Origin of the sequence: Bradyrhizobium sp. USDA 223, from assembly GCF_044909005.1 — a bacterium.
GTDB lineage: Bacteria > Pseudomonadota > Alphaproteobacteria > Rhizobiales > Xanthobacteraceae > Bradyrhizobium > Bradyrhizobium yuanmingense.
Genome location: NZ_JBIYDR010000001.1, coordinates 7,380,732 through 7,406,839, shown reverse-complemented (window position 1 = coordinate 7,406,839; position 26,108 = coordinate 7,380,732). Strand labels below are relative to the sequence as shown.

Annotated in this window: 21 protein-coding genes; 11 read left to right on the top strand and 10 right to left on the bottom strand. The window is 65.7% G+C overall.

The features are described 5' to 3' along the window. The first annotated feature begins 151 nt into the window (after positions 1-151). Complete coding sequence (locus ABIA40_RS34480) at positions 152-2,767, top strand: autotransporter domain-containing protein (RefSeq protein WP_404545701.1); 2,616 nt, start codon at positions 152-154, stop codon at positions 2,765-2,767. Positions 2,768-2,775: 8 nt separating this feature from the next. On the opposite strand, the gene ABIA40_RS34475 is transcribed toward ABIA40_RS34480, so the two are convergent. Next, positions 2,776-3,762, bottom strand: coding sequence for a tripartite tricarboxylate transporter substrate binding protein (locus ABIA40_RS34475; protein ID WP_157283087.1), 987 nt, complete (start codon positions 3,760-3,762; stop codon positions 2,776-2,778). A gap of 142 nt (positions 3,763-3,904) precedes the next feature. On the opposite strand from ABIA40_RS34475, the gene ABIA40_RS34470 reads away from it, so the two are divergent. Continuing rightward, positions 3,905-4,162, top strand: coding sequence for a hypothetical protein (locus tag ABIA40_RS34470; protein WP_404545699.1), 258 nt, complete (start codon positions 3,905-3,907; stop codon positions 4,160-4,162). A 112-nt stretch (positions 4,163-4,274) separates the two neighbouring features. Here the strand turns inward: ABIA40_RS34470 and ABIA40_RS34465 are convergent, their stop codons facing one another. Continuing rightward, positions 4,275-4,796, bottom strand: coding sequence for an REP-associated tyrosine transposase (locus ABIA40_RS34465; protein WP_404545697.1), 522 nt, complete (start codon positions 4,794-4,796; stop codon positions 4,275-4,277). A gap of 137 nt (positions 4,797-4,933) precedes the next feature. Next, positions 4,934-5,869 (bottom strand): LysR family transcriptional regulator, encoded by a 936-nt coding sequence (locus ABIA40_RS34460; RefSeq protein WP_404545695.1) that lies wholly within the window; start codon positions 5,867-5,869, stop codon positions 4,934-4,936. A gap of 113 nt (positions 5,870-5,982) precedes the next feature. Here ABIA40_RS34460 and ABIA40_RS34455 point away from each other — a divergent pair, with 113 nt between their 5' ends. Beyond that, entirely contained in the window at positions 5,983-6,681 is a 699-nt protein-coding gene (locus ABIA40_RS34455) for a pirin family protein (protein WP_404545693.1), read from the top strand. Positions 6,682-6,820: 139 nt separating this feature from the next. Continuing rightward, positions 6,821-7,420 carry an NAD(P)H:quinone oxidoreductase gene (gene wrbA / locus ABIA40_RS34450; protein WP_057028278.1) on the top strand — a complete coding sequence of 200 codons (600 nt, stop codon included), beginning with the start codon at positions 6,821-6,823 and terminating at the stop codon, positions 7,418-7,420. Positions 7,421-7,485: 65 nt separating this feature from the next. On the opposite strand, the gene ABIA40_RS34445 is transcribed toward wrbA, so the two are convergent. Together ABIA40_RS34445 and ABIA40_RS34440 are read right to left on the bottom strand one after the other, a co-directional pair. Continuing rightward, entirely contained in the window at positions 7,486-8,370 is an 885-nt protein-coding gene (locus tag ABIA40_RS34445) for a protein-L-isoaspartate O-methyltransferase (protein ID WP_404545691.1), read from the bottom strand. A 103-nt stretch (positions 8,371-8,473) separates the two neighbouring features. Continuing rightward, on the bottom strand, positions 8,474-8,950 hold the full coding sequence (locus ABIA40_RS34440) for an Lrp/AsnC family transcriptional regulator (RefSeq protein ID WP_404545689.1): 477 nt from the start codon (positions 8,948-8,950) through the stop codon (positions 8,474-8,476). Between the two features lie 123 nt (positions 8,951-9,073). Between ABIA40_RS34440 and ABIA40_RS34435 the strand changes: the two genes are divergently transcribed. Next, positions 9,074-9,613, top strand: coding sequence for an RBBP9/YdeN family alpha/beta hydrolase (locus tag ABIA40_RS34435; protein ID WP_404545687.1), 540 nt, complete (start codon positions 9,074-9,076; stop codon positions 9,611-9,613). A 21-nt stretch (positions 9,614-9,634) separates the two neighbouring features. Here the strand turns inward: ABIA40_RS34435 and ABIA40_RS34430 are convergent, their stop codons facing one another. Genes ABIA40_RS34430 through ABIA40_RS34420 form a run of 3 tightly spaced genes read right to left on the bottom strand, consistent with a single transcriptional unit; the run spans position 9,635 to position 13,200 of the window. Continuing rightward, a complete protein-coding gene (locus ABIA40_RS34430; protein WP_404545685.1) occupies positions 9,635-10,780 on the bottom strand; it encodes a GNAT family N-acetyltransferase in 1,146 nt (381 codons plus the stop codon). Further along, positions 10,777-12,129 carry an O-antigen ligase family protein gene (locus ABIA40_RS34425; RefSeq protein WP_404545683.1) on the bottom strand — a complete coding sequence of 451 codons (1,353 nt, stop codon included), beginning with the start codon at positions 12,127-12,129 and terminating at the stop codon, positions 10,777-10,779. The genes ABIA40_RS34430 and ABIA40_RS34425 overlap by 4 nt, the downstream gene beginning before the upstream one ends. Positions 12,130-12,132: 3 nt before the next feature. Beyond that, positions 12,133-13,200, bottom strand: coding sequence for a glycosyltransferase (locus ABIA40_RS34420; protein ID WP_404546427.1), 1,068 nt, complete (start codon positions 13,198-13,200; stop codon positions 12,133-12,135). A 285-nt stretch (positions 13,201-13,485) separates the two neighbouring features. Between ABIA40_RS34420 and ABIA40_RS34415 the strand changes: the two genes are divergently transcribed. After that, positions 13,486-14,472: a glycosyltransferase gene (locus ABIA40_RS34415; protein ID WP_275510744.1), complete on the top strand. Its 987-nt coding sequence runs from the start codon at positions 13,486-13,488 to the stop codon at positions 14,470-14,472. 221 nt (positions 14,473-14,693) lie between these two features. On the opposite strand, the gene ABIA40_RS34410 is transcribed toward ABIA40_RS34415, so the two are convergent. Continuing rightward, positions 14,694-15,722 carry a glycosyltransferase family 2 protein gene (locus ABIA40_RS34410; protein WP_404545681.1) on the bottom strand — a complete coding sequence of 343 codons (1,029 nt, stop codon included), beginning with the start codon at positions 15,720-15,722 and terminating at the stop codon, positions 14,694-14,696. A 322-nt stretch (positions 15,723-16,044) separates the two neighbouring features. Here ABIA40_RS34410 and ABIA40_RS34405 point away from each other — a divergent pair, with 322 nt between their 5' ends. The 5 genes from ABIA40_RS34405 to ABIA40_RS34385 all read left to right on the top strand — a co-directional run bounded on the left by ABIA40_RS34405 (position 16,045) and on the right by ABIA40_RS34385 (position 21,873). Next, positions 16,045-16,845 (top strand): bifunctional 2-polyprenyl-6-hydroxyphenol methylase/3-demethylubiquinol 3-O-methyltransferase UbiG, encoded by an 801-nt coding sequence (locus ABIA40_RS34405; protein ID WP_157283098.1) that lies wholly within the window; start codon positions 16,045-16,047, stop codon positions 16,843-16,845. 282 nt (positions 16,846-17,127) lie between these two features. Beyond that, positions 17,128-19,503 carry a Wzz/FepE/Etk N-terminal domain-containing protein gene (locus ABIA40_RS34400; protein ID WP_404545679.1) on the top strand — a complete coding sequence of 792 codons (2,376 nt, stop codon included), beginning with the start codon at positions 17,128-17,130 and terminating at the stop codon, positions 19,501-19,503. After that, positions 19,496-20,299 carry a WecB/TagA/CpsF family glycosyltransferase gene (locus tag ABIA40_RS34395; protein WP_404545677.1) on the top strand — a complete coding sequence of 268 codons (804 nt, stop codon included), beginning with the start codon at positions 19,496-19,498 and terminating at the stop codon, positions 20,297-20,299. The genes ABIA40_RS34400 and ABIA40_RS34395 overlap by 8 nt, the downstream gene beginning before the upstream one ends. A gap of 19 nt (positions 20,300-20,318) precedes the next feature. Then, entirely contained in the window at positions 20,319-21,311 is a 993-nt protein-coding gene (gene galE / locus ABIA40_RS34390; RefSeq protein ID WP_404545675.1) for a UDP-glucose 4-epimerase GalE, read from the top strand. Between the two features lie 220 nt (positions 21,312-21,531). Beyond that, positions 21,532-21,873, top strand: coding sequence for a hypothetical protein (locus ABIA40_RS34385; protein ID WP_157283101.1), 342 nt, complete (start codon positions 21,532-21,534; stop codon positions 21,871-21,873). Here the strand turns inward: ABIA40_RS34385 and ABIA40_RS34380 are convergent. After that, a complete protein-coding gene (locus tag ABIA40_RS34380) occupies positions 21,847-25,959 on the bottom strand; it encodes a GAF domain-containing protein (protein WP_404545673.1) in 4,113 nt (1,370 codons plus the stop codon). The genes ABIA40_RS34385 and ABIA40_RS34380 overlap by 27 nt on opposite strands. Between the last annotated feature and the right edge of the window lie 149 nt (positions 25,960-26,108).

Below are 26,108 nucleotides of genomic sequence, written 5' to 3'. Positions count from 1 at the left end.
CAGCTCTCGCTGACGCTTTGGTCCGTGGCGCCTCAGCAACAGGGCCGAGGCAAACCGGCGTCTTGCGTCTTTCGCCATAAGGCATTTCGCCTGACGCCAAGAAGGATGAGGGCGCTCCCGCTAGCAATGTGCTGCAATGAGGGGAACGTCGATGCCGACTGCACAACCGGTCTATGCGCAAAACGCCAGCACGGCCGCAATCTTTCGCCGCAAGCTGCTGGTCACCACCGCGCTGGCGCCCATCGTGCTCGCCTTCCCCGTCCTGACGTCCAGCCCGGCGCGCGCCGCCTGCACCGTGGCCGGCACGGGCACGATCGGCGCGCTCAATTCGGGCGACGTCGCGACCTGCACCGGCCTCGGCAACACCGATCACATCAACGCCACCGGCGGCAGCAACGTCACCGTGAATGTCGGTGACGGCACCACGACGTCGCTGCTGCCGGGCGCAGGCATACCTGCGGTCGTTTTCGACAGCACTATCGCCTCGCACATTACCGTCAACAATCAGGCGACAGCCTCGACCTACAGCGGAGCGGTTCTGCTCTCCAACGGATCGATCCACAACAATGTGACGATCGCGGCCGGTGGGATCGCGGAGGGTACGGGCAATGCCGAAGCAGCCATAGTCATCGACAATTCGAACGACAATCTCGTCAACATTCGCGGGACGGCGGTCGGCACCGGGGCAAACACGACGGGGCTCCGGATCAGCGGGACGTCGAGCGGCAATGTTGTCCTCGTCTATGACAGCGGATCGATCGGCGGCGGCCATACCGGCGTGCAATTCATCGCCGGCGGCAATTCGCTCGTCAATGGCGGCACGATCTCCGGCGGCTTCTTCCTCGCCATCCAGGGCTCTTCCGGCAGCGACACCATCTTCAACGCCGGCACCATCTCGGGCGGCGGCAGCGGAGCGATCGAGCTGAATGGCGGCGATGATCAGCTCGGCCTCGCGCCGGGCGCGACGATCACCGGGAATGTTCGCGGCGGGAGCGGTACCGATACGCTGAACTTCGGCAGCATTGGCAGCGCCACGTTCGACCTCGGCAATCTCGGCCCCGGCCTGCAATATGACGAGTTCGAGCAACTGAAGAAGAACGGCAACTCCGTCTGGACGCTGACCGGCACCACCGCCTTCAACGGCGCGACGACAGTGGACGCGGGCGGCCTGATCGTGAACGGCACATTGCCCTCGGTCGTCACGATCAATGGCGGCTATCTCGGCGGCACCGGCACGGTCGGCGGAATCGTCGTCAACAATGGCGGCATGGTCGCGCCCGGCAATTCGATCGGGACGCTCAACGTCAACGGCAACGTCGCCTTCAATGCCGGCTCGACCTTCCAGGTCGAGATCAACCCCGCCGGCCAGTCCGACAGAATCGCGGCAACGGGCACCGCGACGCTCAACGGCGGGACGGTGCAGATCGTGCCGCTCGGCGCAGGCTTTATCGCCAATACGCAATACACCATCCTCTCGGCGGCCGGCGGCGTCAGCGGCACGTTCGCGGCGCTCACGAACTCCGGCAGCCCGCTGGTCACGGGGCAGCTCAGCTACGATGCAAACAACGTCTATTTCCTGCTGCAGCAGATCGGCGGGTTCGGCACGCTGTCCGGTCTGACGCCGAACCAGGCTGCGGTGGCCGGCGCACTCGATCAGGCACAGCTCGGCGGCGCATCGGGATTGCTGGCGACTGCGATCAACACGCTCGCCGCGCTCAACACGCCTGTTATCAAGGCCGGCCTCGACGACCTGGCCGGTCAAATCCACGCCGATGGACGCCGCTTCGTCGCCGATCAGGCCGACATGTTTCAGAGCTTCATGTGGAACGCCGGAACGCAGTCGCGCGGCGAGACCGTTCGGATGACCGCGTCCGCTTATGCGCCGGAGCCCACGGACCCGATCGGCAAGGCGCTGAACCGCCGCCGCGCGGCGCCGATGCAGAGCGTCTGGTTTGGCGGCTATGGCAATTGGGACAAGGTGGCCGCGAGCGACATTGCCTTCGGAACCAATACGACCATCGCCGGCGCCGCGCTCGGTGCCGATCTCTGGCACAGGCCGGGCTTTACGGCAGGCCTCGCGATTGGCGCATCGACCGGCCAGCTGCGCATGGCCGGCCGCGCCGACCGCATCGAGGCCAATGCCGGGCATGCCGGCGTCTACGCGCGCGGCGAAGCCGGCGGATTCAATCTCGCATCGGCGATCAGCTATTCCTTCGCGGCGCTCGACTCCTCACGCACGATCGCGTTCCTCGGCGAGACGGCAACTGCCGCTTCGCGCGCAAACACCTTTGCCGCTTCGCTGGGCATCTCGCGGCCGTTCCAGACCGGATGGGGTCTTGTCGCCGAGCCCTTTGCCAAGGCTGACTGGTACGCGACACGCCAGGGCAGTCTTTCAGAGGCCGGTGCGCCGGGGGTAAATCAGCTGGTGCGAGGCGGCAGTTTCGACCTCGGCTATGGCACGGCTGGCCTGCGCGGCAGCCAGCGCATGATGATGCCGAATGGCCACGCGGCACAGTTCGGCGCGACCATTGCCGTTCGTCATGAGTTTACCGGCAGCGCGGCAACCACGACGGCGGCTCTGGAAGGCGCACCCGGCATTCCGTTCGCGATCACCGGCGTCGAGCGCGCGCGCACGGTGGCGCTTGCCGGCGCCGAAATCCGGTGGGATCTGACGACCGCGACATCGTTCAAGGCCTCGTACGAGGGCGCGTTCGCGCCGGGATACGACCGTCACACGCTGCGCGGCCTGGTCCGCAGCGAATTCTGAACCTCGCCCTACTCCACCTTGCCGATCTTCTTCACCGCCGCGATCAGCCGCTTGCTGTCGGTCGCGACGAACTCAGAGAAGGCCGGCGCGTCCTGATAGGCGACGAGGCTGCCCGAGGTCTCGAACGCCTTGAGGACGTCGGGGCTCGTCATCACCTGCGCCATCGCCTCGCGCAGGCGGGTCGCGATCGGCGCAGGCAGAGCGCTCTGCGCGAACAGCCCGGCCCAGATGTAAAACTCGACATCCTTGTAGCCGAGCTCCTGGAAGGTCGGCACATCAGGGAAGCTCGCGATGCGCTGCGCGCCGCAATTGCCGAGCACGCGCAGCTTGCCGTCGTCGACCTGCGGTTTCAGCGTGCCGGGTGCAGCGGTGATCGCCTGCACGGTGCCGCCGAGGATCGCGGTCAGCGCGGGGCCTGCTCCGCGGAACGGCACGTGCAGCAGTTTGATGCCGGCGCTGCTCGCGAACATCTCCATCGCCACATGCAGGGTGCCGTACGGTCCGGACGAGCCATAGGTGATCTGGCCCGGCCGCTTCTTCGCGTCCTCGACGAAATCCTGTGCGGTTCTCCAGGGCGCCGAGGCCGGCACGGCGAGCAGCGTGGGATCGGCGAGCACGCGCGCGATCGGCATGAACTGCGACACCTCGTAGGCGACGGGTCGGTCGAACAGCCGGTCGGCCTCGGGGAGCACCGCGAGCGAGGACAGTGTCATCAGCAGCGTGTAACCGTCGGGCTCGGCACGCGCGGCCGCGGCATTTCCGACCGATCCGCCGCCGCCTCCCGCCCGGTTGTCGACGATCACGGGCTTGCCGAGAATTCGCTCCAACGCCGTCGCGACCGGTCGCGCAGCGAGATCGGCCTGTCCGCCGGCCGGAAACGGAACGATCATGGTGATGTTGCGCGCCGGATAGGCTTGCGCAGCGGCCTTGTCCGGCCAAGCAGCCCGCAGCAACGGCAATGCCGCAGCGGCGCGCAAGAGATCGCGTCGATCCATAGTGGTCCCTCCCCTGATTTTCTTGTTTCGCCAGCCTAGCGCGGCGACCGGCAAGGACAAGTCGTTTACCAAACGTTAGCCATGTCCGGGGTGGCCAGGAACGCCGGCCTTGAGCCGCCGTTGGCCTTCCAGGGAGTGAGTGATGCACAATCTTGGAACCATCGACGTCGCCTTGGACGAGATGCTGGTGAATCTCGCAGCGATCGTGTTGCGGCTTTCGACGCCCGAATTGACGCGAACGCCGGAAGCGCGGCGCGCGCTGGCACGATCCGTCCATCAATATGGTGTGTGCGCGGCGCGGTCGAGCGACCCACGTGTTCACGAATTGAAGGCGCAATTGGAGGGGACGCTGAAGCCGAACCTGCGCGTCGTCGCGATCCATGGCGTGAAGGTGTCGTAGCGAGATGGTGGGGACGCCGCTTTGCGTCACGCTACGGTAGCCGCACCTAGATTCGACCAGCGAGATCTCGTAGGGTGGGCAAAGGCGCGCTCTTCGCGCGCCGTGCCCACGATCACTCTCCAAAACGACCCGCGATGTCTCGCATATCCCCGCCCCAATCCAGGGGAAGGTCACCCTGTTGCACGTAGCGATGAAAGCTGCTGAGAGACCAATCGCGCACGCGCTCGACGAGGCCGTGCTTCACTGGATTGAAATGGATGTAGTCAACGTGATGCTCCAGGTCCGCATCGTCGCGAATGGCATGCTCCCAGTAGCGGCGCTGCCAGATGCCCTTCTCGCGCTTGAGCAGTTTGCTTACCGAGCGCTCCCGCGGTTCTATCCCGCGCGAAAAGCCGCCCTTGATCAGATTCCACCGCGACGAAAAATTGACGTCGTGGTCCGGAAGCGACCAAATGGCATGGAGATGATCGGGCAGGATACAGATCGCGATCGTTTCGAACGGGCGGCGTTGCTGGACCGTCTGGTAAATTCGCCTCAGGCGATCAACATGATCCACGAGCAACGTGCTTGAACGATCGGCGAGCACGACCGTGAAGAAGAACGTGCTGCCCTGCGCGCGCCGATATCGAGACACTTGCAATAACCTCGGGCAAAGACGTGGGCACGCTTCGCTTTGCCCACCCTACGATAGCTGCGTTTAGGATAGACTAGCGAGATTCCGCAGGGTGGGCAAAGGCGCGCTCCTCGCGCGCCGTGCCCGCCGACCAAATATCACGGCACTCTCACACCCTTCTTCGGCCGCCGCTTGCATGTGCCCGGCAGCTTGGCTGCGAGGAAATCGGCGAGCGCTTCGACGCGCGCGGGGCGGGGGCCGCCGGGCGGGGTCACGAGATGCACGGCGCCTTCGGCCTGCTTCCAGTCCTTCAGGATGACTTCGACCTCGCCCGACGAGATCGCCTCGCCGACGATGAATTCCGGCAGCTCGGCGATGCCGAGCCCCGCGATCAACGCCGGCATCACGGCTTCGCCATTGTTGACGCGAAGCTGGCCGCCCGGGCGGACGCTGGCCTGCTCGCCGGCCGAATTGGTGTAGTGCCACGCGTTGGGCGTGGAGAGATAGGCGTAGCTGAAGCATTTGTGTGCGGCGAGATGCATCGGGTGCGTCGGCCGGCCGTGCTTCTTGAGATAAGACGGCGCGGCGACCGTGTAGCGCGGCATGGTGAAGAGCCGCCGCGCGATCAGCGAAGAGTCAGGCAGCCGCGCGATCCGCACCGCCATGTCGAAACCTTCGCCGATCAGGTCGACGGTCGCATCGCTCAAATGCAGATCGACCGAGACCTCCGGATAGGTCTCGAAAAATTCCGGCAGCAGCGGCGCCACCGCCTTGATGCCGAACGTCATGGGGACGGCGAGCCGCACCAGGCCGCGCGGCGCCACCGACTGCGCCAACGCCTCGTTCTCGGCGGCCTCGCCGTCGGCCAAGAGGCGCGTCGCACGTTCGGCCAGCTTGTGGCCGGCATCGGTCAGCGCGAGCCGGCGCGAGGTGCGGTTGAACAGCCGCGCGCCGAGCCGCTCCTCCAATCGCGTGACCGCCTTGGACACCGTGGCCTTGGACATCCCAAGCTCGCTCGCAGCCCCCGCAAATGATCGCAGCTCCACGACTTTGGCGAAGATCGCGAGTGCCTCGAAGTCGGGGAGTTTTGCCATGACAGCCGTCCTGGTAGGGCATTTGAGGAAACAATGCGTTTCAACAGTTTCTATTTCTATACCACGGGCGAAGGCTTATCCAACAGTCAATCCGACATCAAGGAATTGCACAGATGATCGAACTCAGACCTTTCGCGAAGCTCGGCGGCGCCGATCACGGCTGGCTCAAGGCCAAGCATCATTTCTCGTTTGCTGGCCATTACGACCCGAACAACATGGGCCACGGCGCCTTGCGGGTGTGGAATGACGACGAGATCGCGCCCAACACCGGCTTTCCCGCCCATCCCCACGCCAACATGGAGATCATCACCTATGTGCGCGAGGGCGCGATCACCCATCAGGACAGCCTCGGCAACGAGGGCCGCACCGAAGCGGGCGACGTGCAGGTGATGAGCGCCGGCAGCGGCATCCGCCACTCCGAGTACAATTTCGAGCCGACCAGGACGCGGATCTTCCAGATCTGGATCGAGCCGGCGATGCGCGGCGGACAGCCGACCTGGGGCTCGAAGCCGTTTCCGAAGGCAGACCGCTCCGGCAGGCTCGTCACCATCGCCAGCGGCTTGGCGGGCGACACGGACGCACTGCCGATCCGCGCCGATGCCCGAGTGCTCGCCACCACGCTGAAGGCGGGCGAGAGCGCGGAATATGAGCCGCAGACGTCGCGGCATCTCTATCTGGTGCCGGCGGCAGGCGCCGTCGAGGTCAACGGCGTCCGCGTCAATGCCCGCGACGGCGCCGCGATCCGCGACGAGGCCAGGCTGAAGATCACGGCGCTCGAAGATTCCGAGCTCGTGCTCGTCGACGCGGCCTAAACCGCTCTCTCCGTCATGGCCGGGCTCGTCCCGGCCATCCACGCCTCTCCACGCGCCGACAACAACGTGGATGCCCGGGACAAGCCCGGGCATGACGACCTCAACAATTAGACCAACACTAGTCCCAACGGAGACCACCATGACCAAAGTTCTCGTCCTCTATTATTCCGCCTATGGCCATATCGAGGCGATGGCCAATGCCGTCGCCGAAGGCGCGCGCGAGGCCGGCGCGACCGTCGACATCAAGCGCGTGCCCGAGCTGGTGCCGGCCGAGGTCGCGAAAGCCTCCTATTACAAGCTCGACCAGGCCGCGCCGGTCGCCAAGATCGAGGACCTCGCCAATTACGACGCGATCATCGTCGGCACCGGCACCCGCTTCGGCCGCATGGCCTCGCAGATGGCGAACTTCCTCGACCAGGCCGGCGGGCTCTGGGCCAAGGGCGCGCTGCACGGCAAGGTCGGCGGCGCCTTCACGGCCACCGCGACCCAGCACGGCGGCCAGGAGACCACGCTGTTCTCGATCATCACCAACTTGCTGCATTTCGGCATGGTCGTGGTCGGCATGAACTACGGCTTTGCCGGCCAGATGAAGCTCGACGAGGTCACGGGCGGTGCGCCCTATGGCGCCACCACGATCACCGGCGGCGACGGCAGCCGCCAGCCCAGCGCCAACGAGCTCGCCGGCGCGCGCTATCAGGGCCGCCAGATCGCGGAGACCGCCAAGAAGCTGCATGGCTGATGCGACCCGGGCGGCATTCTCAGTCGGGAATGCCGCCCCAATCCGGGATTGGGATAGGGTCACCGTTAAATCTGCGTGATGTCGGCGTGAGGCCGAACCGGCTCCGTCGGTAGAGGTGCGGCCGCTCTCGAGAGCCACCAGCCCTCACCGGCAAACCAGCATGTCTCGTCGGGGGCGCCCTCTCTCCGCAACGACTGCACCCCTTCCCAACCTTTCGCGAACGCCTCGCCCAATCGCCGGCCGGCCTCGGCATCCTGCAATCCCGCGCAGCCGATGAATTGGGCGCGGCTGAGGAATTTCGCCGGCCAGATCGCACCATCATCCGGCCGGGTGATCATCAACATGCCGCCGAGCATGCCTTCGGGCGCGAGCGGAAACACCAGCCGCCCGCCGGGCCGCAGCGCATCGAGCCATTCCGCCGCCGGCTGCGCCGCCCCCGCGCAGACATAGATCACGTCGGCCGCCGGCAGATCGGAAGCGATGCCCGAGCGTCCGCGCACGTCCACATGGGCGATGCCCTTCAGATTGTCGCGCGCCAGTCCCGCCAGACGTTCATCGATCTCATAGGCGTGAACGCGGCCGCCGGGACCGACGAGATGCGCGAGAATCGCGGTGTAGTAGCCGCTGCCGGCGCCGATCTGGACCACGGTCTCGCCTTCCTTCACGGCGCAGCCGTTGAGCCAGTAGGCGTGCGCTCCGGGCATGCCGATGTTGAGACCGCGCGCCGGGTCCAGCGCCAACAGCGCGTTCTGATAGAGGAAGGCGGGATCATCGTCAGGCGTGACCACATAGGGATGACCGCCGAGACAGATCGACCACGGCCCGGGCCCGGCGAACGGCTCGCGCCTGATGGTCCGAAAGGCCTGCTCGAGGCGAGGGTCTGCAGCCTTCGCAGCAGCGCAAATCAACTGCGCATAGAATGCACGATATTTTGCCGAACGGTCTTCCATGTCGCCTCCGCGGAATGGAAGCGACGATAACACAACGAGGACGATCATCGGAAGGCTTGCGCAATCGCGGGCCTTTGTGACGGCGCGGTGACGTGGCCACGCCTCAACTCCGTTCTGTTTTCTTCCTGACGAGGTCCCTGCCGATTGGCCGCACGGGTTCGCTCCGCAGCACCAGCGAGGTCGTCACAGCGCCAAAACCGGCAATGCGATCCACGATGGTCTCGAGATCCTCCGGCGCCGGAACGAGCACCTTGAGCACGAAACAGTCATCGCCCGTGACGCGATGGACTTCGATAATGTGAGGGATTTCGCTGAACCGCTTGAGGCAGGTCTTGATATGCTCGTGCGAGGTGCGCAGGCGCACCAGCGCCATCAGGCCGAGCCCGAGGGCGCGCGGGTTGATGCGGGCGCCGTAGCCCTCGATGATGCCGGCTTCCTCGAGCCGCTTGACGCGTTCGGACACGGCCGGCTGGGACAGCCCGACGGAACGGCCGAGCTCGGACAACGGCACGCGCGCATTGGCCTGCAGCGCCTCGAGGATCTTCAAATCCTTGGCATCGATGCTCCCGAAGCGATCCAAACTCAATTCTCCGTTCCACCTTGAGATCATCGGCAGATGGTCGATTTCGCCGATGACTTGCCATGTGATGCAGGACCGCGATCGGTCACACTGCGGCGTCACCTCAGATATCACGAGACGTTCATGCACGACATCATCACATTGCCCGGGCTCGGCGGCTCCGGAGATACCCACTGGCAGACGCTATGGGAGCGCGCTGATGCGCGCTTCGCGCGATTCCAGCCGGCGAGCTGGGACCAGCCGGAGCTCGACGACTGGGAGCAAGCCCTGGAGCACGCGGTCGCGCGCTGCGCCAGGCCGCCCGTCCTGGTCGCACACAGCCTCGCCTGCCTTTTGGTGGCGCACTGGGCCGCGCGCTTCCCTTCTGCGATTGCAGGCGCCTTTCTGGTGGCCGTGCCCGATCCCGATGGCGGCCATTTTCCCGCGGAGGCCGCAGCGTTCAAGCCGGTCCCCGGCGGCGCGTTGCGTTTTCCCGCGCTGATCATCGCGAGCACGAATGATCCCTATGGAGCGCTCGAGGTGACACGGCGGCGGGCGCAGGACTGGCAGTCCGGCCTGATCGTGCCCGGCGCGCTCGGCCACATCAATGCCGCGAGCGGGCTCTGCGACTGGCCGCACGGACGCGCGTTGCTGGATGCTTTCCGGGCGGGCCTTCCGAGGTGATGGCGAAACAGAGGGCGCCCGTCAGCGCGCTCCCTTGCCCATCGCCCTCGCCGCGAGGGAGGCGAGCTTCGGATAGCGCCGAAGGCCCTGCGCGGCGTGATCGCGCCAGGCGAAGGGCAGGCCGCGCCAGGACAGCGCGACGCTGACATCGATCAGCGGCACCCTCTCGGCGCCGAGGCGCCGCTTGTAGTCCTGATTGCCGATGCTGAGGTCGAAACGGCGCAGGCCTTGCGCATGCAGCGCCGCCATGGTGCGCTCGATGACGAGCAGACCCGGCGAGCAATTCGACCATTGATCGCCGCCATGGCTGATGCGCAGCAGGACATAGGTCGCGCCATGCTTGACGCCAAGCGCGGTGGCGACAATGCCTTCCTCGCACACGAGTGCCGAGACCATGGCATGACCTCCCGCGAGGCCCCGGCGGACGACCTCGCGATAGAATCGCGCATGGGTCTCGTCGTTGAGAACGAACCGCGAGCCGAGCTTTTGCATGCGTGCCTGCTGCTGGAGATCCATCACGTCCAACAGCTCGTGCGCACGCCCGACATCGGCGGCGATCTCGAACCGCGCACCGGCATGACGGCTGAAGACCCGCCAGCAGCGCGGCATCTGCAGGCGCTTGATCGCGGCCTGATAGCCGCCATAGTCGTCGCCCATCAACACGAGATTGCCGTTGAGCGAGGAGGATCCGATCCGGCCGAGCGATACCAGCGGATTCGGCTTGCCGCCGACCTCTGCCGGCATCTTCTTCAGGCGGAGCAGATCAAAACGATCGGGCAGCGCGCGCAACGTGCCGATCAGCGCCGTGTTGATCGCATCCGCCGTTCCCGCATCCAACGAGGCATCGAGCGCCAGGATCGGTGCGTTGTTGTCGGAGACGCCGAGGTCCGCGAACTCGACGATGCGGATGCCGCGCCGGACATGGCTCATCATCGGCACGACCGCGATGTCCTTGCCGGTGGCAGCATCGGAGATCACGGCGATCAACGGAGCGACGTCGTGAAACGACTCGTACCAGGCGCCGAGCCAGCCAGCATGCTGGAAAGCGGTGCGGTGCCCGGCGTTCAGGCGCGAGGCCGCATGCCGCCAGTCACGCAGGAAATCGACCGCGATGGCCGACGCGCTGGACGCAAAATCGTCGGGCTGATCAACGCTGAGGAAGGTCATGCGCGGGGCTCGGTCTGCTCGATGCATTGGAACCTTGCCAGGAAGTGCAGGCCGGCCACCGCCAGCGCGAACATGAACCAGATCGGATTCTGTCGTTCGAGCAGGAAGGTCTCGGTGGCACCGTAGTACAGGCCGAACAGCCACACGGTCAGGAACAGCTTGGCCAGTGCGCCACTGCGGCTGTGAGCCTGCGCCGTCTGGAAATTGCGGAGCGGAGCGAGCACGAAGATGAGGATCACCAGCAGCAGCCCCGGCAGACCGATCATGACCGCGAGATCGAGGTAGCTATTGTGGCTGTGCGCCGCCGATGTTGCCCATTCGGCTCCTTCCGCGGTGGCCCGCGCACTCACGTCGTCCCAGAACGCAGAATAGCCGTGGCCGATGATCGGCTTCTCGGCGACGGCCGCGAGCGCGAAATCCCAGATCGCGGAGCGTCCGGTGAAGGTGGGATCGAGCGGAAGCAGCCGTGTCATCGCCGCCAGCACCGGGCTGACGACACTGCCGACGGTCAACAGGTTCATCGCAATCAGCGGCACGAAGCAGATGAGCCGCTTCAGCCACAGGCTTGGCGTGACATAGACCAGCGAAGCGAGCACGTAGATCGCAAGGCACAGCACCGAGGACGTCTTGCCGCCGGTGAAGATCAGGAAGGTGCCGGCCAGCACGGCGACCACAGGCCCCATCACGAACGAGCCGACGGCGGACAGGTAGATGCCGACATAGACCAGGATGGTCATCACGGCGGAGGCGATGTTCTTGTGGCCAAAGCTGCCGCGCCAGTCGCCGGCAAGCTGCGGCTCGGTGACGTCGAGCGCCGTGTGGACCGCATATTGCGGCGCGAGGAAGACGCCGAGATAGCACAGCGCGAGCAGCACGAGCGCAGCGCCGCCCAGGCAAAGGTTGAAGCTGCGCCGCGTCGGCGGCAGCAACAGCAACACGATGGCGAGCGACGTCACGCTGACCGTGAGCACGAATCGCTGCATCGAAACGCCGCGGCTTTCGGAGAACACGATGTTGATCACAAGCCAGCCCAGCAGGCAGAGATGCAGCGGCGTCACCAGGCTCTTCAGCGCGGGCGCATCGGTGGCAGCGACACACAGGATAGCGACCGCAGCCAGCAGGCCCCAGGCGACATAGGTCAGCGCCATTCGTCCGCCGACGATCATGGTGACGTTGGGATTGCCAAGGTCCGGGAACGGATCGAGTGTCACGAGCACCAGCAGCAGCGCCCCGACCGCAACGAGGCAGCGCGCCACCTGCACGGCATCGAGCCCTGCGAGGCGATCACGCAGGATATGGCCGAACGGTCGGGGCTCGACGTCGGTCATGTTGGCGGCGCTGCGGTCCATGGCTCAAGACATTTGGTAACGCCGGTGAAGCTTCGGGTCGCGGCTCAACCCTTCCGAGGCTTCGTCAACGGGCCTTGCGGAGGTCTGCGACACCACGGGCTGCCGCAGGATGCTCCGCGCGATCTCGTAATATTGCAGCGCTCTTTGTTCCAGCGTGATATTGTCCAGGATGTAGCCGCGCGGATCGAACTCGCCAGCGCTGCACCCGGCCCAGAAATTGTCCCAGCCCGCCTCGAAGCCGGCGATGTCGGTGAACCTGACGCCGCAGCGTTCGTCCCAATACGGCACCGACGACACCGGCGCGAACTGCACGCGATGCGGATAATAGTCGGGGTCGCGCCACGGCCCGCCCGGATCCCAGGCAAACACCGGCACGCCGCAGGATAAGGCCTGTTGATAGGCGATGCCCTGGCTCTCGCTCTGGCACAGGAAGATCATCGCGCGCGAACGCGCGAGCGCAGCCTGATAATCTGCCTCCTTGTAGCTGCCGTAGCGCAGCTCCGTGAACGAGCGGCCTTCCTTGATGAGCCGGGCGCGCACGGGCTCGATCATCTCCGGCGCGTAACGCTCGCGATCCCAGTGCACCTTGTCGTAGATCAGGACATCGATGGTCTTTTGGGCTCGAGCCGACGGCGCCCAGAGACTCGTGTCGATGCCGACAGGCCAGGCCTCGGTCTCGGGCCAATATGGCCGGTACATATCGACGTACCAGGGACCGGGCACCACGACCTTCTTCACCGGCAGACGCTTGAATAGATCAGGGTCGTCGAGCGGATGATTGTGGGCGGCAGCGCCGAGCAGGATCGGGTTCTTCCATGGGAACTTGTCGAGCAAGAAAGTGCGGCCGACGACGCAGGCGAGCTCGTCGGGATGTTCCGCGATGTAGCCGTAATCGTTGACGCGGTAGCGGATGCCGAGCCGGTCGAGCCCCGCACAGAGATTGAGGAACACGCGCAGCTGGCCACTCATGCGCGGCTCGCCGAGCAACAACCGGCGGGCGATGCGGCGCAGATGCCGGTCGCCCGGAAACCAGCGGTCATCCTTGTCCTCGTAGAAGAGGTTCAGGATCATCGTATCGGGGGCGTGTTCGAACCTGTTTACGGGCACGGGATTCCATCCGCGGCATTCCGATGCGTATTCTCGCACGGGATAGGCCGCCGCACTCTTCCAAATTTGCCACAGGCTTAATGCCAGCGGCTTAACGTTATTCTACGAAACCGGCGGCACGCGAGCCTTCTCGGCAACCGCTCGAGCGCAATGCGAGTATCATGCGCGCACGCCGGACTTGCAGATCGCCAGCGCTACCAGCGCGGCACATGGGTCCTGGTTAACGGATCATTAAAGGCGAGCCGTAGCTTGATCACCGCTGAAGAGGTTCTTGAACTGCCAGCCGCCTCCCGCGCGGCAGCGCCGGCGCGCTTTCCGCTTCAGGTCGGCTCGACCACATCGGTATCGGTCGTCATTCCCGCCAAGAACGTTGCGGCCTATGTCGGCGAAACGCTCGCCAGCGCACTGGCGCAGCGCGAGGTGACCGAGGTGATCGTCGTAGACGACGGCTCGGACGACGAAACCGTTGCGATCGTCCGCGGCATGCGTGACCCGCGGCTGCACTTGTTCCACAACGATTCCGCGGGCGTATCGGCCGCACGCAATCTCGGCGCAAGACAGGCAAGCGGCGAGTGGTTGCTCTTCCTCGATGCCGACGACCGCCTGCGCCCCGGCGCGGTGGCGGCGCTGCTCGCTGCAGCGCGTGGCGCGCCGCGCGCCGTTCTCGTCTATGGCGACTACAACACCATCGACAGCGAAGGCCGCCAGATCGGCCGGCGCGGCCTCCTAAAGGGGCGCCGGAAGCCGTCCGGAGACGTGCTGACGCGGCTCGCCGCCGGCAATTTCATCGTCAATGGCGGCATCGCGCTCGCACGCGCGGAAGCTTTCCGCGCCATCGGCGGCTTCGATACGTCCCTCAAATATTGCGAGGACTGGCATTGCTGGTGCCGCCTCGCTGCGATCGGGGAGTTCGCGTTCGCGCCGGAGCTGCTGCTCGATTATCGTCTTCACACCGCCAACACCATGAACGCCGCGGTCCGGACGCCGAAGGACTTCTTCCCGGCCATCGCGCGGGTGTTCGATGACGGATTGATCCTGGCGAGATTGCCCGAGCACATGACAGCCGGGCTGCGCCTTGCCGCCGAGATTCATCTCGTCACCTACTCGGCGATGCAGGCGGTCCGCTTCGGCAGATATCGCCAGGCGTTCGCTTATCTCGCGATGATCGGCCGGCAGTCGCTCAAATCGCTGCCACGCTCGGCAATCCGGGTCGCCTTCGCCCGTTTCGGTATCTAAAGCGGAATGGCTTTAAGTCGAATCGCTTGCCACGGGCTCGTTGCAACCTCTCCCGCTTGCGGCAGAGGTCGCGCCGAAGGCGCGGGTGAGGGCTTTCTCCTCTAGGGGGCTATCCCATTGCGGAAACACCCTCTCCCCGGCCCTCTCCCGCAAGCGGGAGAGGGAGTGCACTTACCTTGTAGCAATCAACCCGATCTCATCACGCTCTAGTCGTCGCCGCGTCAGGACGCGATCTTCGAGGCCTCGTAAGGCTTCGGCTCAAGGCCGAGAGCCGCCAGCGCGGCGCCAGACGCAACCATCACCGGATGCATCGCGACGACGGCTTTCGACGACGGCAACAAGGCGGCGGCGCGAAGCAGCGACAGCGGCAAACGGCCCAGCATCTGCGCAAACACCCGCGCCCGCGCTGCTGCGCTCGGGGCGGCCTTGTACTGCACACGATAATTGATCGCGCCGATGCGCAAGCCGCGCTTTGCGATCCAGCCGAGGCTGGTGCGGCTACGCGGCACGGTCTCGGTGATGACGGCTTCCGCCGTCCAGTGGAACAGCATGCCGGCGTCACGGCACCGCACGAAGAAATCGCAATCTCCCCCGCCGAGAAAATTGAAGCGCAGGTCGAACGCGGGACGGTCGAACCGCTCAAAGGCGGCACGCGTGATCAGGCAATTGCCGCAGCCGTAGATCAGCGGCACCGCACCGCTGTAGTCGTAGGCTGGACAGAAGGCGGGATGACGCGAAAGCCAGGGCTTGCTGTCGTCGTCGAAGACCGGCAGCACCGGCCCGCCGACCACGTCGGCGCCGGTCGCCTCCGCGGTGCGGACCATCAGCTCAAGCCAGTCGCTTGATGCGATCTCGTCGTCGTCGATCATCAGGAAACGGGTCGCGGCGGGAAACAGCTGTTGCGCCGTCTCGAAGGCAGCATTGATCGCCTGGCAGTTCCCCTGCCGCTTCTCGATGAGGCAGACGCCCTGGAGCCTTCCAGCGGCCAGAAACTCCGCGGCAACCGGCGCGCTTTCGCGCCGCACCGCATCGTTCTCGACCATGACGACGGCAAAGGAGCGCGGGGTGCGCTGGTTCGCGAGCGACTCCAGCGTCAGGCGCAGGTGTTGCGGACGACGGAAGCACGGGACACAGACGACGATGCCGACCGAGAGGTCGATGACGCGAGAGCTCGCCACGATCTCCCGGTTGGGATCGCGCACGGCATCCGGGATGCGTGCTGCAGACAGGTCTGTCGGGATCAATGTCATGAGGTCTAGATGTCCGAGATGTATTGAAGAATCCCTGCTTCGATCGCGCGTCCCACGACGGCACATCGCCGCGGGACAGATGCGTCTCAAAATGAACGGCTGCCGCGCGGTACATAGCCACCATGTTCGCCGCGCGTCATGCTGCAATCGGCGGTCCATGCGCCGGCAACGCTCCAACATGAACAATACCGTAGTTAATGCGCATGCGCATTAACCGGGCCGTAAGCACTGCGACCGGTGAGACGGTGCGGCATCGGATTTGCTCTTCGGGCAGGCGCATTTTTTCCTGTAAATTTGAATAGAACAAGCGCGGTCAGAATCCATGAACAAGCCAGCACCGATCGATTTCGCGACAGCCACGGCGATCCAATTCCCCGCGGCTGCACCATATGCCGAGGCGCTCCATGATCTCGTTCCCGGCGAAGCCCGCGACAGCCTGCTCGCCGTCCACGACGTGCTGTGCCGCGAGCTGCCGCAGGGCCGGCTCGCGATCTATGAGGCGGGCGGCGGCTCGTGCAGCGTTCTGCCACCGGACTTGCTGAGCCGCAGCAAGGTCACCGTGGTCGACATCGACGAGGACCAGGTCCGCAACAACACCTACGCCGACGAGGCGATCCTCGGCGACGTCCAGACCTACAGCTTCGCCCGCGAGACCTTCGATCTCGTGATATGCTACAACGTGATCGAGCACTTGCCCCATGTCGACGCCGCGCTCTTGAACTTCCGCGATGCGCTGAGGCGGGGCGGGATGATCCTGATCGGCGCACCGAATCCGCGCTCGCTCTCCGGGTTCGTCACCAAATATTCGCCGCACTGGTTTCACGTCTGGTTCTACCGGCATATCCGCGGCATCAAGGACGCCGGCCTGCCCGGCGAGCCGCCGTTCCCGACGTTCTTCCATCCGCTGGTGACGCTGCCCCGGCTGGAAGCATTCGCAGCCGCCAACGGCCTCGAGATGATCTATCGTCGTGAAGTCGAAAGTCCGCGCTATCCCGAGATGCGCCGGCGCAAGCCGCTGTTTGCGGCCCTGGTCGACGCCGGCGCCGCGGTGCTCAACGCCGTGCTGCCGCGCGGCACCGACGTCCGCCGCGGCGACTATCACGTCATCCTTCGGAGGATCTGACGGCGATGGCACGTGCGCGGCCCATCAACGGACGAGCGACGGCTCGCGGCCATGCTGCGCGCGGTAACGAACCGTTAAGGAGCGGGTATCGCGAGATTCACAGGAAGGCGCCGAGGGATGGCATGCGCTTAAACGCTTTGTTTGCCATTTCGGTGAATAGTCCCTCAATGAGTATGGTTAATTTTCCCTGTTGCGTTGATCGGACACCTATATCCCGGGTGCGTGGCGTAAAGCGAAGAGTAACCCCTCAGCCCGCGGCACTTGGAATGAAAGCTGGGGATCATGCTTGATTATAACCAGCCGATCGATCGAGCCGGACCGGAGGCCGCGCAACGGAAGCCTCAGGCCGGCTTCAACGTGCTGGAGCTCGCCAATCTGCTCTGGCGGCGGAAGGTCGCGATCGCCGCGGCCGCCCTGCTCGGTGCGGCGCTTGCCGTCACGATCGGCAAGAGCGTGACGCCCCGCTACACCGCCACCGCTCAGCTCTATGTCGACCCGCGCGAGCTTCAGCTCGTCGACCGCGAGCTCACGCCCCGGGCCCAGGACGTCACCGGCATGGCCATGGTGGTGGAGAGCCAGGCGCGCTTGATCACCTCCAACAGCGTGCTGCTCCAGGTGATCCAGCAGGCCGGCCTCGACAAGGATCCGGAATTCGGAGGCGGTGAGGCTGGGAGCCTGATGTCGTCGCTGCTCGGCCTGATCGGCCTGCAACCGCGCGCGCCCTCCGCTGCGGAGAAGAGGGAAGTGGAGCTCGCGGCGCTCGATGCGTTGAACAAGCACATCGCGATCCGCAAAACCGAGAAGAGCTTCATCGTCGACATCGAGGTCTGGTCGACGAATCCCGCCAAGGCGGCGATGCTCGCCAACACGCTGACCAATGCCTATCTCGCCGAGTCCCGCAAGTCGCAGGCTTCGGCGGCACGGCGCGCCACCAACGATCTCTCCAGCCGCCTGAAGGAGCTGCGCGACCGGCTGCGTAACGCCGAGACTGCGCTGGCGACCTACAAGGCCCAGAACAATTTCGTCGGCACCCAGGATGCGTTGATTAGCGATCAGCAGCTCTCCGCCAGCAATCAGCGGCTTTCCGCGGCCCGCGCAGCGACGATGGACGCGCAGGCGCGGCTCGACCAGATCGAGGCGAGCCGCCGCACCGCTGCCGATGCCGGCGCGATTCCGGAGGCGCTGCAATCGCCGACGATTGCGAATTTGCGCGCGCAATATGCCGATGCGCGCAAGAAATATGCGGAGCAGGCCGGTGAGCTCGGCCCGCGCCACCCGGCGCTGCGTCAGACCGAGAAGCAGGTCGAGGATCTCAAGCGCACCATCAACGAGGAGATCGACCGCTTCGCCCAGTCCGCCAAGAACGATCTGACGCGCGCCCGCGATTTCGAGGCCTCGCTCAACCGCGCGCTGGAAGCGCAGAAGCGGCAGAGCGTCCAGCTCAGCCAGGCCGCCGTGCGCCTGCGCGAGCTCGAGCGCGAAGCCGATGCCAGCCGCGAGGTCTATCAGTCCTTTCTCAAGCGCTCCCGCGAGACCGAGGAGCAGGAGAGCCTGAACACCTCGGCCGCCCGCGTCATCGGCGAGGCGACGGTGCCGCAGCGGCGCTCGTTCCCGCCGGCCATGAGCCTGTTCGCCATGATCGGCTTCATCTTCGGGGCGATCGCGGCGTCGAGCTGGTTCGTTGTGGCAGATTTGCTTTTCGCCGGCGCAGCCGCGCCCGGGACGCCGACACCCGCCCGGCGTGAGCGCTCGCCGGCGCCGCAGACGTCCCGAGCTCCGGAGCTGCCGCGCGCTGCGGAGGTTGCTCCGCCGCGGCAGGCCCCGCGCGTTCCTGAAGCAGCGCCATCGACGCCGGAACTTGCCGCGCCCCCGCTGCAGCCTTCGATGGTCGAGCAGCCAGTGATCGAGAAGCCGCTGATCGCACGCTTCCAGGAGGCCGACGTCATCCATACGCTCGGCGCCATCCTTCCCACCGGCGGCGGCGTCGATCTCACGCGGCTGGGTTGGCCGACGCTGCGCCCCGGCTTTCCCATGACGAGCTTGCTCAACGCCTGGCGCGACATGCGCGCCGCGGTGACGCGCCGCGCCGGCGGCAAGGCGATGCCGGTCGTCGCGCTCGTCGGCACCGGCAAGACCAGCGGCCGCAGCGTGGCCGCGCTGAACTTCGCGCTGGCGGCCGCACGCGACGGCGCCCGCGTGCTGATGATCGATGCCGACCATCAGGCGCGCTCGCTCACGAACAGGGTCATCCGTCCCGGCAAGAGCGAGTCGAGCAGGCTCGGCTGGCTCTCGATCGGCAGCAAGGACGCGCGCGAGATCAAGACGGTCAACGGCATCTCGGTGCTGCCGGCCGCCGAAGGCGACGCCGGCAAGGCCGCCGATGCCATCCACAAGGCGATTGCGCAGGCCCGTTCAGCCGGCGGCTATGATCTCGTGATCCTCGACGGCCCGGCCATTCCGCTCGCGGCCGGCGGCCGCAAGCTGCTTGAGGACATCGACTCGCTGGTGGCAGTGCTGCCGACCAGCCTCGACGTCAACGACAGCCTGGAAGAAATCCTAGCCGCGCTCGGCCCGGCCGAGCGCAAGCTCGTCGGCGTCGTGCTCGACGAGCTCACCCCTGCAATGCAAACGCGCCAGCGAGGCAGACAATATGCTTGAGCGCCGCGTCAACCTCGACGGACGGGCAGCAACTGCCGAGGTGCCGAGAATCACCGTCGGCGGACTTCGCATGGCCGCGATCGACCTGGAAGAGACCGCCGATTTCATGATCGAGGCGACGAATCCCGACCATCGCATCGGCCGTCCGCTGTTCCTGACCTCGGCCAATGGCGAGGTGCTGGCGCGCTGCTCGACCGAGCCGCAGACCGAGCAGCTGTTCCGTGCCGCCGATCTGATCAACGCCGACGGACAGCCGCTGGTCGCCGCTTCAAAGCTGCAATCCTGGTTCCCGCTGCCGGAGCGCGTCGCAACCACGGACCTGTTCCACGTCGTCGCGCGCAAGGCCGAAGCCGCCGGCCGCACCTTCTACATGTTCGGCGCAAGCGAGGCCGAGAACGCCGCGGCGGTCGCGAACGTCCAGAAAATGTATCCACGTCTCAAGATCGTCGGGCACAGCCACGGCTATCTGCGCGGCGAGGCGCTGCGTGCCAAGGTCGAGGAGATCAACGCCCTGGCGCCGGACTATCTGTGGGTCGCGCTCGGTGTGCCCAACGAACAGGCATTCGTGAAGGAATTTACGCCGCATCTGACCAATGTTGGCGTCATCAAGACATCCGGCGGATTGTTCAACTTCTTGTCAGGCAGCCGTTCCCGCGCGCCGCAATGGATGCAGAAGATCGGGCTCGAATGGGCCTGGCGCACCTTGCTCGAGCCGCGCCGTCTGCTCTGGCGTTATTTGACCACCAACCCCCGCGCGCTCTATCTTCTCTTCAGCCGCAACCGGCCCCTCCATTAAGAGAAGAGCAGAATACGACATGACCGACCGACCGACCGTCCTCGTCACCGGGGGCGCTGGCTATATTGGCTCGCATGCCTGCCGTGCATTGTCCGCCGCCGGCTACCAGCCCGTCGTTTATGACAATCTCTCGACAGGTCATCGCAGCTTCGTATCGGGCCCGCTGGTGACGGGCGATCTGCTCGACGGCGCGGCCCTGGCGCGCGCCTTCGCCGACCACAAGATCGCGGCGGTGATGCATTTCGCGGCGGCGAGCCTCGTCGGGGAATCCATGACCGACCCGCAGAAATATTACATCAACAACGTCCAGGGCACGCTGTCGCTGCTGCAGGCGATGCGCAACGCGGGCTGCCATCGCATCGTGTTTTCCTCGACCGGCGCCGTCTACGGCAACGCCGATTCAAAGGCGCTGCCGGAGGACTTTCCTTGCGCGCCGATCAATCCTTACGGCGCGTCGAAATTGATGATCGAGCGCATGCTCGCCGACTACCGCACGGCCTACGGCTTCGGCGCGTTCTGCCTGCGCTATTTCAACGCCAGCGGCGCCGATCCGGCCGGTGGTATCGGCGAGCTGCGCGACAACGAAACCCACCTCATTCCCCGCGCGATGATGGCGCTTCAGGGCCATGTCGAGTTCGCGGTGTTCGGCGACGACTACGACACGCCCGACGGCACCGCGATCCGCGACTACATCCACGTCACGGACCTTGCGGCGGCGCATGTGGCGGCCTTGAGGCTCTTGGAGCAAGGCCACGCCGGCGGCAGCTTCAATCTCGGCACCGGCTCCGGCTTTTCCGTGCGCGAGATCCTCGACGCCATCAGGCTGGAGACCGGGCGCGAGGTGCCGCACACGGTCAAGCCGCGCCGCGCCGGCGATCCCACCTTCCTGGTCGCCGATCCCTCTGCTGCGAGAAAGGTGCTGAACTTCGTGCCGCGTCACTCCGACCTGCCGACGATCGTCCGCACGGCCTGGGCCTGGCACCAGAAAGCGCATCCGTTCAGGCCGCGTTAGGCAGCATATTGCTCCTTGCCGGTGGGCACCTTCAACCGCTAAAGAGAATGAAGAGACTATGACAGCCGCGCCGGCCTCTTTTCCGGCCGTCGCTTGCTTGTGGTATGGCCCCGATGGGCCGGCATACGGCCTCCGAGAGACGCCGTTCTTCAAAACTTCACGACCACGACCGAGTGCGCGCATCGGCCTGGTTTCAGGCGCGACAAGGAGCACCGAGCGAATGCATCAGGCCGCAAGCCTGCAATTCGAGCGCGTGGTGAACGAGTTCGCCCGCTGGCTCGCCGTGCCCGAGGACGAGCGCTCGCCGGCGCCGGCTTGGTGGTGGGGACCCGCGATCGCGGTGCTCGACGTGCGCCAGCCGATGCCCGGTGCGTGGTCGCATGCGCTCGGCCTCGAAGACGGATCGACCTTTGCAGAGGGCGCGTGTCTGCTCCTCGCTCTGTTCGAGGATCAGACCTCGGTGTCTTGGCCGGAGGATTTTCCGCGCAAGGCAGACACCAAGGATGACGAGATTCGCGAGCTGCAGCCGCAGCCGTCAGACGACAGTGCGTTTCAGCCGTGACGCAGCTTCCGTGACTGCAGCGTCCTGCTCCGGCTGCAGCGGCGGCGCGACGGGCAGCGCCATGGGCCGCAGCAGCTCGCTCATCTGCCGCGCCGGCAGCGGCTTGGAGATCAGGAAGCCCTGCATCTCGTCGCAGCCATGGGCGCGCAGGAATGCCTCCTGCTCGGCGTTCTCGACGCCTTCGGCGACGACGGTCATGCCGAGGGCCTTGCCCATGCTGATGATCGCCTGCGCGATGGCCTGATCCTCCGAATCTTGCGGCAGATCGCGCACGAAGGAGCGGTCGATCTTGATGGTGTCGATCGGGAAGTGCTTCATCAGCGACATGGACGAATAGCCGGTGCCGAAATCGTCGATGGCGAGACGGATGCCGCGGCTCTGAATGGAGTCGAGCACCTTCAGCGCGCGGCCGACATTGCGCATCATCATGCTCTCGGTGACCTCGAGCTGGAGCAGCACGGGCGACATGCCGGAGGCCGCCAGCGCCTCGTCGACGTCCTGCAACAGATGCTCGTCGGCAAACTGCCGCGGCGACAGGTTGACCGCCATCGACAGCGGCAGCAGGCCGCGGCGCTGCCAGGCCATGGCCTGCGCGCAGGCCTCTTTCAGCACCCAGCGGCCGATCGGCACGATCAGCCCGGTTTCCTCCGCGAGCGGAATGAACTGTGCCGGCGAGACATTGCCGAGATCGGGATGCGTCCAGCGCAGCAGCGCCTCGACGCCCGTGATCTGCCCCGTCGCCATGTCCACCTTGGGCTGGTAGTTGAGCGAGAACTGCTCGCGCTCCAGCGCGCGGCGCAGCGCGCTCTCCAGCGACAGCCGCTCGATCGATTGCGTCTTCACCTCGTTGGAGAAGAAGCGATAGCCGTTCTTGCCGTCCTCCTTGGCGAGGTACATCGCCATGTCGGCGTTCTTGGTCAGCGTCTGGGCGTCGGAGCCGTTGGCCGGATACATCGCGATGCCGATCGAGGCGGTGGAATGGCACTCGTGGCCGGCCAGCTGCATGGGCTCGGCGAGCGCGGCGAGCAGCCCGGTGGCGATGCGCTGGACGTCCTCGATCTCGCCGCACTGGTCGAGGATCACCACGAACTCGTCGCCGCCGAGGCGCGCGACCACGTCGCTCGCTCGCAGAGCGCCGCGCAAGCGGTTCGCCACTTCGAGCAGGAGCAGGTCGCCGGCCTCGTGACCCAGCGAATCGTTGATGACCTTGAAGCGGTCGAGGTCGATGAACAGCACCGCAAAGCGGTGATCGTGGCGTTGCGCCGCATCGATCGCCTCGCGCAGCAGGGCGTTGAAGGTCTCGCGGTTCGGCAGGTCGGTCAGGCTGTCGTGCGAGGCGAGGTATTCGATGCGCTCGTCGGCCTTGTTCTTCTCGTCGGCGCGATCGAAGTTCTCCATCGCGAAGGAGACGTTGTCGGCGAGGCGCTGCAACAGCTCGACGAATTCGGGCGTGAAGGTCGCCGGTTCGGTCGACATGTAGATCATGACGCCAACCGCCTGGTCGTGCACGATGAGCGGAAACGCGGCGCCCGACCGCGCGCCGTCCCCGCGCACGATGGGGTGGAAGACACGGACGCGGTCGTCGTTGAGATAATCGTTGCTGATGCAGGGCTGGCGCGTGCGGAACGCCGTGCCGCTCATGCCGCGCCCTTCCGGCCGATCCGGATCGATGGAGAGACGGACATTGCGCGTGGTGCCGGCGGAGGGACCTGCGGCGGCGACGATCTCGAGCTGGTCCGTGCCGGATCTGGCTAGGGCAATCGTGGTCGAGGTGAACTTGGCGCCGTTCGATGCCGCAAGGCAGACGAGGTCAAACAGCTCGGCGCGCGACTTCGCGCGCATGATCGCCTCGTTGGTCGCACTCAGCGCCGCGAACATGCGCGTCAGGCGCTCCTTCTGCGCTTCGGTGCGGGCCTTCTCCTCAGCGCGCTCGAAATTGTCGAGTGCGAAGGAGACGTTCTCCGCGAGGCGCCCGAGCAGCTCGACCAGATCGGGCGTGAACGTATTCTCTTCCGGTGCGAGGAAGAGCAGAATGCCGATCGGTTCCCGTCCCGCTCTCAGAAGCGGGAAGCTCGCCGCAGCCCGCGTTCCATCCTCGATGGCCTTTGCGCGCCAATATGCGGAGCGCGGCTCGTTCAGATAATCGTTCATCACACTGGGCCGGCACGTCCGCAGCGAGGTGCCGATGATGCCCTGGCCTTCGGGATGATCGGCGGAAATGATGCAGGTGCGCCCGGTCATACGCTCCTGCAGGCGTCCCTTGACGGCAACGACGCGGACGAGCTCGCGCGCGTCGTCGATGATGCCGATCGTCGCCGAGGCGAACAGGTCGCCGAGCACGGCCGCCTGGCAGGCCGCCTCGAACAACTCCTCGCGCGTCTTGGCGCGCATGATGGCTTCGTTGGTCGCGCTCAGCGCCTCGAACATTCCGCTCAGACGATTGCGCTGCTTGTCCGCCCGCGCCTTCTCGTCGGCGCGGTCGAAACTTTCGAGCGCGAAGGCGACGTTGGCCTGAAGCTTGCGCAGTAGCTCGACAAGCTCCGGGGTGAAGGTGCCGCGCTCCGGGGAGTTGAACAGAAAGACGCCCTCGACCCAGTCGCCGTTGAACAGCGGCAAGGCCGCGGAGGACGCGATGCCGTTGCGGCGGGCACTGGCCTGCCACGGCGCAATGCGCTCGTCAGCGAGCACGTCGTTGCTGACGGCGGGCTGGCGCGTGCGAAACGCGGTGCCGGTCAAGCCGCGCCCTTCGGGCACCTGGTCGGAGGTGGAGAACGTGAAGTTGCGAACCTGATCCGCATTCGGCCCGTAGCAGGCGACGACGCGCAGCAGCCCGGTCTGATGGTCGACCAGCGCGACGGTGGCCGAGGTGAACTTTGCTCCCGTTGCGGTCGCCTCGCAGACGAGGTCGAACAGCTCAGCCCGCGACCGTGCCCGCAGGATCGCCTCGTTGGTGGCGCTGAGCGCCGCATACATCCGCGCCAGGCACTCTTCTTCGGCGGAGATCCGGGCTTTCTCGGCCTCGCGGCCGAAATTCTCGATCGCGAAGGAGACGTTCTCGGCCATGCGCAGCAGCAGCGCGACGATCTCCTCGTCCTTGGCCCAGGACCGGCTGATGAAGAACAGCAGCACGCCGACGCTCTCGCCGTACCTGATCAACGGCGCGACCACGCAGGCGGCGACGCCGGTGTTGACGTTGGCCTGCTCCCACGGCGTGCCCCTTGTGCGGCTGGCAAGATCGTCCTCGACGATGGCTTTCTGCGTCCGGAACACCTCGCCCGAGATACCCTTGCCGTAAGGATTGTCCGGATCGACCGAATAGCGCGCCTGGGTGACGAGATCGAGGTTCTGCCCGGTGGCGGCGACAGGCTTCATCCAGTGCGAGTCCGGCTCGCGAAGCAGCACGATGGTCGCCAGCGACTTGCCGCTGTGGACCGAAGCGTCGCACACGAGCTGGTATAGCTCCCGCTCGGTCTTGGCGCGCAGGATGGCCTCGTTGGTGGCGCTGATGGCGCCGAACATGCGGTTGAGCCGCCGCGTCGCCCGCTCGCTGGTCTGCCGCGCGGTCTCACGGGCGAAATTGTCCAGCGCGTAGGAAACGTTCGCCGACATGCGCTCGAACAGTGACACCATCTGCTCGTTCAGCGAGTTGGCCTCGCTCCGCGTCACATACAATACGCCGACGCTCTTGCCATTGCAGAGCAGCGGCAGCGCCGCGGCCGCACCGATATGCGCCTTGGCGGCGCCTTCGCGCCACGCCAGCGAGCGCGGATCGTTCAGATAGTCGTTGCTGACGCACAGCTTCTGATCGCGAAACGCCTCGCCGCCGACGCCGGATCCCTCTGGCGTGCCGGCTTCCGTCGTGATCACGATCGAGCGGAGCCGCGCAATGTCATCGCCACAACCGGCCGCGTAGCGCAGCCTTCGGCCGTCCGGCTCGACCAGGAAAACGGCAACGGCCAGAAAATCCCCGCTCGAAAACCCGGCGTCGCAGACCTTCTGGTACAGCTCCTCCGGCGATCTCGCGTACAGGATCGCTTCATTGATGGCGCTCAACGCCGCAAAGGTGCGCGCGAGTGTCGTCGGCACGATCTCAGCTCCCGGGCATTTCTGCCTATTTATCCCGGGGCCTTTATGCGCGGCGATCGCCTAAGTGGTCGTTATTGCGCGGCGCAAACCGTCGATCAAAGTGAACGAGCTGCGAACGAGCGCGACAAAACTGACCGGAATACCGCTGC

Excerpts from the sequence above, each read along its gene's own strand:
- ABIA40_RS34395 (WP_404545677.1), top strand. The coding sequence starts at position 19,496 with ATGCTTGAGCGCCGCGTCAACCTCGACGGACGGGCAGCAACTGCCGAG.
- ABIA40_RS34435 (WP_404545687.1), top strand. The coding sequence starts at position 9,074 with ATGCACGACATCATCACATTGCCCGGGCTCGGCGGCTCCGGAGATACC.
- ABIA40_RS34400 (WP_404545679.1), top strand. The coding sequence starts at position 17,128 with ATGCTTGATTATAACCAGCCGATCGATCGAGCCGGACCGGAGGCCGCG.
- ABIA40_RS34475 (WP_157283087.1), bottom strand. The coding sequence starts at position 3,762 with ATGGATCGACGCGATCTCTTGCGCGCCGCTGCGGCATTGCCGTTGCTG.
- ABIA40_RS34430 (WP_404545685.1), bottom strand. The coding sequence starts at position 10,780 with ATGACCTTCCTCAGCGTTGATCAGCCCGACGATTTTGCGTCCAGCGCG.
- ABIA40_RS34480 (WP_404545701.1), top strand. The coding sequence starts at position 152 with ATGCCGACTGCACAACCGGTCTATGCGCAAAACGCCAGCACGGCCGCA.
- ABIA40_RS34455 (WP_404545693.1), top strand. The coding sequence starts at position 5,983 with ATGATCGAACTCAGACCTTTCGCGAAGCTCGGCGGCGCCGATCACGGC.
- ABIA40_RS34460 (WP_404545695.1), bottom strand. The coding sequence starts at position 5,869 with ATGGCAAAACTCCCCGACTTCGAGGCACTCGCGATCTTCGCCAAAGTC.
- ABIA40_RS34385 (WP_157283101.1), top strand. The coding sequence starts at position 21,532 with ATGCATCAGGCCGCAAGCCTGCAATTCGAGCGCGTGGTGAACGAGTTC.
- ABIA40_RS34470 (WP_404545699.1), top strand. The coding sequence starts at position 3,905 with ATGCACAATCTTGGAACCATCGACGTCGCCTTGGACGAGATGCTGGTG.
- ABIA40_RS34445 (WP_404545691.1), bottom strand. The coding sequence starts at position 8,370 with ATGGAAGACCGTTCGGCAAAATATCGTGCATTCTATGCGCAGTTGATT.
- ABIA40_RS34410 (WP_404545681.1), bottom strand. The coding sequence starts at position 15,722 with ATGACATTGATCCCGACAGACCTGTCTGCAGCACGCATCCCGGATGCC.
- ABIA40_RS34425 (WP_404545683.1), bottom strand. The coding sequence starts at position 12,129 with ATGGACCGCAGCGCCGCCAACATGACCGACGTCGAGCCCCGACCGTTC.
- galE (WP_404545675.1), top strand. The coding sequence starts at position 20,319 with ATGACCGACCGACCGACCGTCCTCGTCACCGGGGGCGCTGGCTATATT.
- wrbA (WP_057028278.1), top strand. The coding sequence starts at position 6,821 with ATGACCAAAGTTCTCGTCCTCTATTATTCCGCCTATGGCCATATCGAG.
- ABIA40_RS34420 (WP_404546427.1), bottom strand. The coding sequence starts at position 13,200 with ATGATCCTGAACCTCTTCTACGAGGACAAGGATGACCGCTGGTTTCCG.
- ABIA40_RS34405 (WP_157283098.1), top strand. The coding sequence starts at position 16,045 with ATGAACAAGCCAGCACCGATCGATTTCGCGACAGCCACGGCGATCCAA.